The following is a 12,439-nucleotide window of genomic DNA, read 5'->3' on the forward strand; positions in this document are numbered from 1 at the left end:
CTGGCACGTAAATAGCAACAAGAACACAGACGATATTAAACCGCCTCATAACAGATGAAATTACCATTCAGGAAACAGCAACTAGATATAAAGCAATACGCCGAAAAACTTTCGCACGACGGATTCAAAAAGATCTTTGATCATATAGATCAGTTTAATATCAAGCGCGGCGTTGATAAAATGGGTTTGGATAAGTTTATCAACCAGTGTGCATATTTAGCTGCTGGTTCCGGGGCCATATCCGGTACTGGCGGTATTATCACTATGGTAGTAGGTATGCCGGTGGATTTTGCAAATTTGATTACCCAGCAGTTTAGGGTTACTATGGCTATTATGTATTACAGCAGGGGCAGTTATAAGATCACCTTTGATGAGTTTATGGCATTGGTTGCTACATCTTTTAAAATAGAGGCAGGCGTAGCCATGAGCAAAACCGTAATGGAGAGCGTAGCCGAAAAGCTATTATTGGCTTTCGGCGTGCGCACTGCCGAAAGATTAGTACCAGTGGTTGGGGCAGTAATAGGTGGTACTGCCAACTATATCTTTATTAAACGCATGGCCGATAAAGTAAAAGAGATCCATCATATTCATGGTCCCGTTGAGGTTAAAGTGTATTAAGGTAAACGGTACAATTCCGGAATTGAATCTTAAAAAATAGGAGATGCACCTGCTTAGCATATTCATCTGCGTTTGACATTAGCAGCCGGTTTATTTAGCCGCCGTTATCTCATTGGTCAACTTCACAAAATCCGCTACACTTAATCGTTCGGCCCGCAGTTCGAGTGTTTTGTTCTCGGCCAGGTTTTCTTTATTGATGAGGGATGACAGTGCATTGCGTAATGTTTTGCGGCGCTGGTTAAAGCCTGCCTTTACCACCTGCCAAAATAGTTTTTCATCACAACCCAATTCTGCTGTTTCATTCCGGGTTAAGCGGATCACTGCCGACAAAACTTTTGGCGGCGGATTGAACACCCCTGCTTTAACGGTAAACAGGTACTCCACCTTATAATATGCCTGCAGGAAAACGCTGAGAATGCCGTACTCTTTACTGCCGGGTTTGCTGGCACAACGCTCGGCCACTTCTTTTTGAAACATGCCCACCACTTCAACAACCTGCTTACGGTTATCCAGGATCTTGAACAGGATCTGGCTCGAGATATTATACGGGAAATTGCCGATCACCGCCATCTGCCCCTGAAAAACAGCCGGGAAATCAAGTTCCAGGAAATCGGCATTAATTAAACGGCTGCCTAACGCCGGATACTTCTTTTGAAGAAAGGTGTAAGATTCGGTATCGATATCAATCAAAAAAACTTCGTAATCGGTCGTTTGCAGCAAGAAATCAGATAGGATCCCCATGCCTGGTCCAACCTCCAGCACTTGCTTGTACTGCCCCGCCGGTCGCAAGCTCTCTACAATTTTTTGTGCTATATTTTTATCAGTAAGAAAATGTTGCCCCAGATGTTTTTTTGCTCTTACTAATGTCATTATCAGTTTTTATTTAAGCAAATTAAGGCATATTTGCGCTTTATTAAGTAATTATAAACTTAAAATCTTTTAATTTGCATATTAAGCCAAGCCGCAAAGGTCAAGGCTTAAAGCATTTATAACCGGTTATCCCTTCCGTTGGTCGCAAAGTAACTTGTGAATTTTAAATCGGTGGAAGCAAGCAAAAACCGGTGAAACCATAAAATCATGAGCGATAAACCTAAAATAGGAATAAGTATTGGCGACGTTAACGGGATTGGATTAGAAATAATTATCAAGACTCTGGCCGACACAAAAATATTTGATTACTGTACCCCAATTGTTTACGGGCATACCAAGGTGGCATCATTCCACCGCCGTTCTACACATATCAACGAGCTTAACTTTAATGTAATCGGCGATGCCGGGCAAGCGCTGGTAAAACGTGCCAACATGATCAATTGCTGGGAAGAGGATGTGAAGATAGAGCCTGGTACCGTTACGGCCGATGGTGGCAAATACGCTTTCCTGTCGTTGCAGCGCGCTACCGACGACCTGCTGAGCGGCGTGATAGATGGCCTGGTTACAGCACCTATCAACAAAGATAATATTCAGAACGCTGATTTTAATTTCCCCGGGCATACCGAATATTTGCAATCCAGAGATAATGCAGCGGAATCGCTGATGTTTTTGGTGAGTGAAACCCTACGTGTTGGAGTGGTTACCGGTCATATCCCGGTTTCAAAGATCGCTGAAAGTGTTACTACAGAAAAAATTATTGCCAAGTTAAAATTAATGCATGCCAGCCTTCGCGATGATTTCTGGATCCGCAAGCCTAAAATTGCTGTTTTGGGTTTAAACCCCCACGCCAGCGACAACGGCCTGATCGGTTCGGAAGAGAAGGATGTGATCATCCCGGCGATAGAAGAAGCACGCGCTAATGATGTACTGGCCTTTGGACCATATTCTGCAGATGGCTTTTTTGCTAATGGTACTTACCTGCAATTTGATGCCGTGCTGGCCATGTATCACGATCAGGGGCTGATCCCATTTAAGCAGATTGCATTTGAAACCGGTGTGAACTATACAGCCGGATTAACCTTTGTGCGTACTTCGCCGGATCACGGCACGGCTTACGATATTGCAGGCAGAAACATGGCTTCGGAGATCTCGTTTCGGGAGGCCTTGTTCACCGCCATACATATCATTAAGCATCGCCGGGAAACGGCAGCGCTTAATGAAAATCCGCTAGTATTTAGTAAGCTAAGCCGCGACCGGGACTAAAAGCGCCTTTGAGAATACTGTTTTAAAAAATTCACCGTTTATTTAAAACATTTATCTCTTGAAATACATTTTCTTGTTTAATGAGTAATTTAATTAACCGCATTAGGTCAATTGATGCGTTTCGTGCGGTTACCATGTTCCTGATGATCTTCGTGAATGACCTCGACGGTGTGCCTAACACGCCCTTGTGGCTCAAACACGCCGCGGTTAATGCCGATGGATTAGGGCTTGCGGATACCATTTTCCCTGCTTTTTTATTTATAGTGGGGCTGGCCATACCGTATGCCTTTGAGCACCGTCTTAAAAAGGACGATGCAAAAATACCGATGCGCATCATCACGCGTTCGTTCGCACTGGTTTTTATTGGATTTTTCCACGCTAATATGGAAACTTACGACGAAGTGCATGCCATTTTGCCAAGGCCGGTGTGGGATAGCCTGGCAACCTTCAGTTTCTTTTTTATTTTTATTGATTACAGTAAAAGTACCTCTTTACTCAAGCGCTATCTGTGCCAGGGTTTTGGTATAGCGTTGTTAATTGGTGTTTGCGCAATTTACAAAAGTTCTGATCCGGGGCATTCCTGGCTGCACTTAACCTGGTGGGGTATATTGGGCCTTATTGGCTGGGCCTACCTGGTGTGTGCCTTTATTTATTATTACTCAAATGGGGTGTTGTGGGTGCAGGCCGCTGCCTGGCTCTTCTTTATGTTTTTCAATATCGATGTACATTTTGGCTTCCTGAATTTTTTGGCACCCGTGCAAAAATATGTGTGGCTCTCGGGCAACGGGGCCATGCAGGCATTTACCATGGCTGGGATCTTTGTGTCGGTGCTGTACATCCGGCTTACGCAAAATGGTGAGATAAAAATGCTTTGGGTGGCTATGCTGTTAATGGCTGTGATTTTGTTTAATCTTGGTTTTATAGTGCGCTACTTCAGCGGCGGCATCTCCAAAGCAAGGGATACCCCTTCATGGGTGCTCATTTGCATCGGTATCAGCTTAGTTATTTATGCGCTGTTTGTTTTTGTGGTAGATACCTGTGGCAAGTACAATTGGTTCAAGGTAATAGAGCCTGCGGGCACCAACACTTTTACCTGTTACCTTTTGCCCTACCTGTTTTACCCCATGTACCAAATGTCTACACTGAACTATCCGCAATACTTTGACCAGGGTACGGGCGGACTGATCAGATCGTTGCTATTCGCATTGTTCATTGTGTGGCTAAGCGGCCTGCTGCAAAAAATCAATGTAAGGCTTAAAATATAGACTTCGGTCAGAAGTCAAGAATCAGGATTAAAGAGTCAAGAATCAGGAATCAAGAATCAAGAATCAAGACATTTTATAAGGTAGAATTTTTTTTTGCCTTGCCTGCTGAATCTTGACTTCCTGCATCGTCTTCCTGAAACACTCCTGCCTTGTCTCCTGGTTCTTGACTTCATGCATCTCTTCTGCCTTGCCTCCTGATTCTTGCCGTCCTGCATCTTCTCTCGCGCTGGATAGCGCGCCTGCCTTGCCTCCTGATTCTTGCCATCCTGCATCTTTCCCAAGGGGTGTTAATAACCTCTTTTCTAATTAAAAAAAACAGTTTCCAGTTTTGGTAATTTTACCTACATTTGCGGGCTAATTGTTGCTCATTGAAATCGCTTAAAACATATGCCATTCCTTTTACCGGCTTAAAGCTTGGTAAACATCTGTTTGAATACGAGATAACAGATGAATTTTTTGGTGAATTTGAATATTCACTGGTTAAAAAAGCAAATCTGATATGCAAGGTTGAACTGGAAAAACAGGAAACCATGCTGATTTTGGACTTTGATATCATTGGCAGTGTAACCGCTACCTGTGATAAATGCCTGTCGGAATATCAGCAGCCTATTGATATCCGGGAACAGCAGATGGCTAAGTTTAGCGAGGAAGAGATGGGCGAAGATGACGAGGTAATTACCCTTGGTAAAAATGATCATGAGATCAATATTGCCGGGCTGATATATGAGTATGTTAACGTTGCCATGCCGTTTGTTGCTTTATGCAGTAACCAGGGCGACGATAAACAGTGTGATGAAGAAATGCTTGATAGCTTAAATAAGCTATCGGTAAATGATGAACAAGCAGAGAAAATAGACCCAAGATGGGACGCTCTGAAAAAATTAAAGTAATAAACATAGGAAGTTATGCCACATCCAAAAAGAAAAATTTCGAAATCGAGAAGAGATAAACGTCGTACGCATGATAAAGCGTTAGCGCCAACCTTAACTACTTGCCAAACCACTGGTGCAATCCACTTGCCACACCGTGCTTACACTGTTGACGGTAATGTATACTTCAACGGTAAAATTCTTATCGAGAAAGCAGTAGCTGTATAAGTTAATTTTCTGAAATGAAGATTGGCTTAGATATAATGGGGGGGGATTATGCCCCCAAAGCAGCCGTTTTAGGAGCGATAGAAGCACACAAAGTGCTCTCTGCCGGCCAAAAGCTGGTGCTTATAGGCGATAGAGATATTGCAGTTACTATTCTTCAGGAAAATAATTATAGCCCGGATAATTTTGAGTTTGTACACACAACCGAAGTTATCTCTATGGGCGAACATCCTACCAAAGCCATCGTACAAAAGCCCGATTCGAGCATCTCGGTCGGCTTTAAAATGCTGAAGGAAAATAGCATACAAGCGTTTTCTTCGGCAGGTAATACGGGAGCTATGCTGGTAGGCTCGATGTTCAGCGTGAAAACTATACCGGGTGTTCTGCGCCCGGCCATGACAACCATTGTACCCAAACTTAAAGGCGGTTTGGGTATTATTTTGGATGTAGGTGCCAATGCCGATTGTAAGCCGGATATGCTTTTACAGTTTGGTGTGCTTGGCAGCCTGCTTGCCGAATCGGTTTACAACATTCCAAACCCCCGCGTCGCTCTGATGAATATTGGGGAGGAGGAAGAAAAAGGTAATTTGCTCGCTTTGGCCACTTACCCCTTAATGCGCGATACGGAGCTTTTTAACTTTGTAGGCAATATTGAGGGGCGCGACCTGTTTGAGGACAATAACGATGTGGTGGTTTGCGATGGATTTACCGGTAATGTAATTCTTAAGCTCTCCGAGTCGTTTTATGTTATTACCTTGAAGAAAAGATTAAAAGACGAATTTTTTGATCGTTTCAACTATGAGCAATATGGCGGCAGCCCTATTTTGGGTGTTAATGCGCCGGTTGTAGTGGGCCATGGTATTTCCAGCCCCGAAGCCATTAAAAACATGGTGCTTTTGTCTAAGAACATGATCGAAACCAATCTCATCGATAAAATTAAACAGGCTTTTCAGTAAAAATATGAGTAAAATCCATGCCGCTATTACCGCAGTAAATGGTTACGTGCCCGATTATGTCCTCACAAACCATGAACTGGAGTCGATGGTGGAAACCAACGACGAATGGATAATGAGCCGTACCGGAATAAAGGAACGCAGGATATTAAAAGGCGCAGGACTTGGTACCACTGATATGGCTGTACCGGCTGTGCAGGGTTTGCTGAAAAAGCGGGGCATTAGTGCAGACGAGATCGATCTGATCATCTTCTGTACAACTACGCCGGATTTGCCTTTCCCTGCCTCGGCAAATATTCTGGCACATAAAATTGGTGCAACTAAAGCATGGGGCTATGATCTGCAGGCCGCTTGCTCGGGCTTTGTATTTGGTTTAGCTACGGGTGCGCAATTTATTGAGAGTGGCAAACATACCAAGGTTTTAATAGTTGGGGGTGATAAAATGTCGTCGATCATCAATTACGAAGATCGGGCAACCTGTATCATTTTTGGCGATGGCTGCGGTTGTGCTTTGTTAGAGCCCAATACCGAAGGCTATGGTATAATGGATTCTGTACTGAAGAGCGATGGCGCAGGTGCTCAGCTTTTATATCAAAAGGCTGGCGGTTCGGTAAACCCGGCTACGCACGAAACGGTTGCTAACAAAGAACATTACGCTTACCAGGAAGGCCAGGCAGTTTTTAAATTTGCCGTAACTAACATGGCCGAGGTTGCTGCCGAGGTGATGGAACGTAACAACCTTACCGCTGACGATATTGCCTGGCTGGTGCCTCACCAGGCAAACAAGCGTATCATCGCCGCTACTGCAAACCGTACTGGCATCAGCCCGGAAAAGGTGATCATCAACATAGAGCGTTTTGGCAATACCACTAACGGCACCATCCCGTTATGTTTATGGGAATGGGAAAGCAAATTTAAAAAAGGTGATAACCTTATATTAGCTGCTTTCGGTGGTGGCTTTACCTGGGGGTCTATCTATTTAAAATGGGCATATAATGCGTAATATTTCAGTTGTGAAATTTTAAATTTGGCCCAAGGCGGATTTTTAATCAAAACATCTTAAAAATATACCTGTTAAATAATTAATTCGTAAATACATTTGCACATCTGCATATTGCACATCTGCACATTATCATATACTTTTATCCAAAACCAATTAGCTCCAACATGGATATTAAACAAATTCAGGATCTTATACGCTTTGTTTCAAAATCTGGCGTGAACGAAGTATCGATTGAACAGAAAGATTTCAAGATCACGATCAAAACAAACGAAACGGTAGCACCGGTTATCAACGCTACCGTGCCTGCGCAAACCTTTGCTGCTCCGCCGGTTACACCACTACCAAGTGCAGTAGCCCCGGAACCTGTTGCAGCAGCAGCCCCTGAAGCCACAAACTACATCACTATAAAATCGCCAATGATTGGTACCTTTTACCGTTCAGCCGCACCGGAAAAACCATTGTTCGTAAACGTTGGTGACGAGATAAATACCGGTAGCGTGCTTTGTATCATTGAGGCGATGAAACTGTTTAACGAAATAGAATCTGAAGTATCGGGCCGTATTGTAAAAATACTGGTTGATAATGCTTCCCCGGTGGAATATGACCAGCCTTTGTTTTTGGTTGAACCTAAATAATGTGCAAATATGCGGATGTGCAGATGTGCAGTTGAAGCACGTTTGACGATCGTCCGCACATCTGCACATTTGAAATTTGCACATCGAAACTATGTTTAAAAAAATCTTAATTGCCAATCGTGGTGAAATTGCTTTGCGGATCATCCGTACCTGCAAGGAAATGGGCATCAAAACCATAGCTGTGTATTCAACAGCCGATAGAGATAGCCTGCACGTACGTTTTGCTGATGAAGCCGTATGTATTGGCCCGCCTGCAAGTCGCGACTCTTACCTCAACATTCCTAATATAATTGCTGCTGCCGAATTAACCAATGCCGATGCTATTCATCCAGGCTATGGTTTCCTTTCTGAGAATGCAAAATTTTCTGCTATTTGCGCAGAATACGGTATTAAATTTATTGGTGCCACTGCAGATCAGATCAACCGGATGGGGGATAAAGCGTCGGCTAAGGAAACCATGAAAAAGGCCGGGGTGCCTATCGTACCGGGCTCGGAAGGCTTACTTGCTGATATCAAATCGGGTATCGCGATAGCAAATAAAATTGGCTACCCGGTGATACTTAAAGCAACTGCCGGTGGTGGTGGCCGCGGGATGCGCATTGTTTGGAAAGACGAAGAGTTTGAAAATGCCTGGGATAGCGCACGTGCAGAATCTGGCGCAGCCTTTGGAAACGATGGTTTGTACCTGGAAAAATATGTACAGGATCCCCGCCACATCGAGATCCAGGTGGTGGGTGACCAGTATGGCAAAGTTTGCCATTTGTCTGAACGTGATTGCTCAATCCAGCGTCGTCACCAGAAACTGGTAGAAGAAGCGCCGTCTCCGTTCATGACCGATAAACTCCGTAAGAAAATGGGTGAGGCTGCTATTAAAGGTGCCAAGGCCGTTAAATATGAAGGAGCAGGTACAGTAGAGTTTTTGGTTGATAAGGACCGTAACTTCTACTTTATGGAAATGAACACCCGTATCCAGGTAGAACACCCGGTTACCGAAGAAGTGATCAATTTCGATTTAATAAAAGAACAAATTAAAGTTGCTGCTGGCATCCCTATCTCGGGTAAAAACTATGAGCCAACCATGTGTGCTATCGAATGCCGCATTAACGCCGAAGATCCTGCTAATAACTTCCGCCCCTCGCCGGGCAGAATTACCAACTTTCATTCTCCGGGTGGCCACGGGGTGCGTGTAGATACGCATGTGTACAGTGGATATGCTATCCCGCCAAATTACGATTCGATGATTGCCAAGGTGATCTGCATGGCTCAAACACGTGAGGAAGCGCTGGCTACTATGGAGCGTGCCTTAAGCGAATTTGTTATTGAGGGTATTAAAACCACCATTCCATTCCATTTAAAGTTACTTAAGGATCCAAATTTCAGGGCGGGTAATTTTACCACCAAGTTTATGGAGACCTTTGAATATTAATAAAACCTTTGGGCTACTTTAAAACGTAAGTAGCATTCCGGGGTTACAAGCTTGGTAGTTACAAAAACATAAATGAGCGACAATAAACTTATAAAGGCAATAAAAGAAAAAGGCCAGAACATGGAAGCCGAAATGTCATTCTTTGACCATTTGGAGGCTTTGCGCTGGCACCTTATCCGCTCGGCTATTGCCATTGTTGTTATTACTGTTGGTGTTTTTTATTTTTACGATACCATCTTCAATACCGTAATCATGGGGCCGGCGAACCCCAATTTTTGGACATACAGAATGCTTTGCAAACTGGGCGATTTACTGCACAGCCCGGGTTTTTGTATCAACAAAATAAACATCAACCTTATTAATACCGAGATGGCGGGGCAGTTTACCCTGCAAATCAACTCGTCACTTTTAATAGGTGTAACGCTTGGTTTCCCTTATTTACTTTATGAGATTTGGCTGTTTGTAAAGCCTGCACTGCACGAAAAGGAGCGTAAAGCCGCAAGTGGCTTTGTATTTTATGCCAGTTTCCTGTTTGTGCTGGGTATTTTATTTGGTTACTATGTAATCACGCCGGAGTCTGTTAACTTTTTATCCAGCTATACCGTAAGTGATAAGATTCAAAACCTGTTCGATATCGATTCGTATATATCCTCGGTGGCTACCTTAACCCTGGCAACGGGCGTTGTATTCCAGTTGCCTATTTTGGTTTACATTCTTTCCAGTCTGGGTATTTTGACACCTAAATTTATGCGTAATGGCAGGCGGTATGCAATCGTTGTTATCCTGGTGATTTCCGCGGTAATTACACCCACGCCCGATATGATGACCATGACCATTGTAAGTATCCCTCTTTTTGTATTGTATGAGGTTGGTATTGTGGTAGCTGGTGTGGTAGAAAAGCGTAAGCTCAAACGCGCTGCTGAATTAGACTTGTAATTTGTAGCATTTTTTGTATCCCGTTTTACTCGTGACCTAAATTAGCGATCATTTAAACAGCGCTAGCACAGAATAAATAACGAGTTGCCGTGCTTATACTTAATAAGTACGGCAACTAGTTGATCCAACCTTTGCTTTTCCCAATTTGCGGCTGCTGTGCTTAATTATTTTAGGTTAAAATATAGGCACCAATGATACCTCCTTTACCACTCCCCCTTCCTAACAAAATATTTACTTTCGGCCTTATTAATTTGTTATACATTTGAATAATGAAAACAGCGTTTAAGATAGCCATTGGTGCAGACCATGCCGGCTTTGAATATAAACAGGCCCTGTTAGGCATGTTTGATCATATCACTTTTAAGGATTTTGGAACCTACTCTACTGCATCTGCCGACTATCCCGATTTTGCCCATGCAGTAGCTTCTGCTGTTGAAAGCGGTGAATTCGATTTTGGTTTCCTGCTTTGCGGCAGCGCCAATGGTGTGGCCATGACAGCTAACAAACACCAAAATATCCGGGCAGCGATCTGCTGGAAAGAAGACGTTGCCATCCCGGCACGTACCCACAATGATGCCAATGTGTTGTGTATCCCTGCCCGCCATGTTACGCTTGAGGAAGCAAAAACAATCATAACAAGATTTTTAAGCGAAGAATTTGAGGGCGGCCGCCATGCAAGGCGTGTGGAAAAAATAGGCTGCTAATAAAAACCATAACATAAATTTAAATAAATGAAGAGAGTATCACTTTGGATAACCGCGCTGGCCATAACAACTAGTGCATGTGCACAGCAAAATGCCACAGCGGTTAAATACAGTAAGCTGATTACGGCAGATGATGCAAAAAAGCACCTGAGCATTTTAGCGTCTGATGAGTTTGAAGGCCGCGAAACCGGCAAACCCGGCGCAGAAAAAGCCGCCAATTACATTGCAGACCAGTTTAAGAAACTGGGTTTGCAGGCTCCTGTAAACGGATCATACTTTTTTAATGTGCCTTTATCAGAAAGTATGTTGAAAGTAACCGCCTTCAATATTAATGGGCAGGCGTTTGGAAATGGTGAAGACTTCTTTTTAAACGGCTCATTCGCCGATAAGAAGATCGTATCGCCTGATATCATCTTTGTTGGCTATGGTACCGATGCTGAGTTGGCCGGAACCGATATTGCAGGCAAAGTTGTGCTTTGGATAAACGAAGACAAGCCAGAGGCCGGTAAAACAACCAACACAAGTTACCGCATGAATAGCACCCGCCAGGCGATAGTTAAAGCTATGCAGGCCAAAAACCCTGCCGCTATTTTGGCTGCAAACGGTGAACTTGGCCCACTACTGAAACGTTTTGGCAGCAGCGTTAGAGGCGGCAGATTAGTCATTAAAAAGGAAACCGCCGAAAAGGTAAATCCGAATGCCCCAGTATTTAATGTAACCCTGGCAGTTGCTGATCAAATTGTTAAACCAAGCGGTAAAACCTATACCGACCTGAAAGCGGCTGCAGCCACTGCATCGCAAACTCAAAGCGTTAAATCTATCGCGACCATATCTTACGCCACAGAAATGAAGGACGTAAAAGCGGTTGATGTGGTAGGTTTTATGCCGGGCAGCGACCCTAAACTCAAAGATGAGGTGCTGATATTCTCTGCACACTATGATCATATTGGTTTAGTAACCACCCCGGGTGCAAAAGATAAAGTAAACAACGGTGCCGACGATGATGGCTCCGGCACTACCGGTATGCTGGAAATTGCTCAGGCATTTACGAAAGCAAAAAAAGATGGCCACGGCCCTCGCCGTAGTGTACTATTCCTGGGTAACGTTGGCGAAGAAAAAGGCCTTTTAGGTTCTGAATATTATACCGATCATCCTATCTATCCGTTGGCTAACACTATTGCCGATTTAAATATCGATATGATTGGCCGTGTAGGGGAGGAGTACATCGGAAAGCCGGATTCTGCAAACTATGTGTATTCCATCGGTTCAGCAATGTTAAGTACCGATCTGAATAAAATTGGGGAGGATGCAAACAACACCTATACTAAAATGAAGCTGGATTACAAATACGATGATCCTAATGATCCTAACCGTTTTTATTACCGCAGCGATCATTACAACTTTGCCCGTTACGGTGTGCCGATCATATTTTACTTCAACGGCGTACATGCTGATTATCACCAGCCGGGTGATGAAGTAAGTAAAATCAACTTTCCGTTATTGGCAAAACGTGCCCAGCTAGCATTTTTCACCGGGTGGGAACTGGCTAACCGCGATGCCCGGCCTGTAGTTGATAAGAAACCAGCCGGCGGTACCCGCTAGCCCTAAAAAATACATTTCAAGAGCGCCTCAAAAGGGCGCTCTTTTTGTTTGTAAATCATTGCTTTTTAGT

General features: G+C 43.8%; 13 protein-coding genes. 11 read left to right on the forward strand and 2 right to left on the reverse strand.

The genetic code is table 11. From position 1 onward, the window contains the following. The first annotated feature begins 54 nt into the window (after positions 1 to 54). Positions 55 to 618: a hypothetical protein gene (locus tag A0256_06125; GenBank protein ID AMR31031.1), complete on the forward strand. Its 564-nt coding sequence runs from the start codon at positions 55 to 57 to the stop codon at positions 616 to 618. A 90-nt stretch (positions 619 to 708) separates the two neighbouring features. Here the strand turns inward: A0256_06125 and A0256_06130 are convergent, their stop codons facing one another. Next, positions 709 to 1,488, reverse strand: coding sequence for a 16S rRNA (adenine(1518)-N(6)/adenine(1519)-N(6))-dimethyltransferase (locus tag A0256_06130; protein AMR31032.1), 780 nt, complete (start codon positions 1,486 to 1,488; stop codon positions 709 to 711). Positions 1,489 to 1,695: 207 nt separating this feature from the next. Here A0256_06130 and A0256_06135 point away from each other — a divergent pair, with 207 nt between their 5' ends. Further along, positions 1,696 to 2,751, forward strand: coding sequence for a 4-hydroxythreonine-4-phosphate dehydrogenase PdxA (locus A0256_06135; protein AMR31033.1), 1,056 nt, complete (start codon positions 1,696 to 1,698; stop codon positions 2,749 to 2,751). Positions 2,752 to 2,831: 80 nt separating this feature from the next. After that, positions 2,832 to 4,016 carry a hypothetical protein gene (locus tag A0256_06140; GenBank protein ID AMR31034.1) on the forward strand — a complete coding sequence of 395 codons (1,185 nt, stop codon included), beginning with the start codon at positions 2,832 to 2,834 and terminating at the stop codon, positions 4,014 to 4,016. Positions 4,017 to 4,072: 56 nt separating this feature from the next. On the opposite strand, the gene A0256_06145 is transcribed toward A0256_06140, so the two are convergent. Further along, positions 4,073 to 4,288 (reverse strand): hypothetical protein, encoded by a 216-nt coding sequence (locus A0256_06145; protein ID AMR31035.1) that lies wholly within the window; start codon positions 4,286 to 4,288, stop codon positions 4,073 to 4,075. Between the two features lie 96 nt (positions 4,289 to 4,384). Here A0256_06145 and A0256_06150 point away from each other — a divergent pair, with 96 nt between their 5' ends. The 8 genes from A0256_06150 to A0256_06185 all read left to right on the forward strand — a co-directional run bounded on the left by A0256_06150 (position 4,385) and on the right by A0256_06185 (position 12,369). Next, on the forward strand, positions 4,385 to 4,906 hold the full coding sequence (locus A0256_06150) for a hypothetical protein (GenBank protein ID AMR31036.1): 522 nt from the start codon (positions 4,385 to 4,387) through the stop codon (positions 4,904 to 4,906). Positions 4,907 to 5,127: 221 nt separating this feature from the next. Then, positions 5,128 to 6,066, forward strand: coding sequence for a phosphate acyltransferase (locus tag A0256_06155; protein AMR31037.1), 939 nt, complete (start codon positions 5,128 to 5,130; stop codon positions 6,064 to 6,066). 4 nt (positions 6,067 to 6,070) lie between these two features. Next, positions 6,071 to 7,066 (forward strand): 3-oxoacyl-ACP synthase, encoded by a 996-nt coding sequence (locus A0256_06160; GenBank protein AMR31038.1) that lies wholly within the window; start codon positions 6,071 to 6,073, stop codon positions 7,064 to 7,066. A gap of 164 nt (positions 7,067 to 7,230) precedes the next feature. Further along, the gene (locus A0256_06165) at positions 7,231 to 7,701 is read left to right on the forward strand and encodes an acetyl-CoA carboxylase, biotin carboxyl carrier protein (GenBank protein ID AMR31039.1); all 471 of its coding nucleotides are present in this window, start codon (positions 7,231 to 7,233) and stop codon (positions 7,699 to 7,701) included. 91 nt (positions 7,702 to 7,792) lie between these two features. Continuing rightward, positions 7,793 to 9,127: an acetyl-CoA carboxylase biotin carboxylase subunit gene (locus A0256_06170; GenBank protein AMR31040.1), complete on the forward strand. Its 1,335-nt coding sequence runs from the start codon at positions 7,793 to 7,795 to the stop codon at positions 9,125 to 9,127. 72 nt (positions 9,128 to 9,199) lie between these two features. Continuing rightward, positions 9,200 to 10,063 (forward strand): preprotein translocase subunit TatC, encoded by an 864-nt coding sequence (locus A0256_06175; protein AMR31041.1) that lies wholly within the window; start codon positions 9,200 to 9,202, stop codon positions 10,061 to 10,063. Between the two features lie 269 nt (positions 10,064 to 10,332). After that, on the forward strand, positions 10,333 to 10,767 hold the full coding sequence (locus A0256_06180) for a ribose-5-phosphate isomerase (protein ID AMR31042.1): 435 nt from the start codon (positions 10,333 to 10,335) through the stop codon (positions 10,765 to 10,767). Positions 10,768 to 10,794: 27 nt separating this feature from the next. Continuing rightward, positions 10,795 to 12,369 (forward strand): hypothetical protein, encoded by a 1,575-nt coding sequence (locus tag A0256_06185; GenBank protein AMR31043.1) that lies wholly within the window; start codon positions 10,795 to 10,797, stop codon positions 12,367 to 12,369. The last annotated feature ends 70 nt before the right edge of the window (positions 12,370 to 12,439 follow it).

Source organism: Mucilaginibacter sp. PAMC 26640 (assembly GCA_001596135.1).
Classification (GTDB): domain Bacteria; phylum Bacteroidota; class Bacteroidia; order Sphingobacteriales; family Sphingobacteriaceae; genus Mucilaginibacter.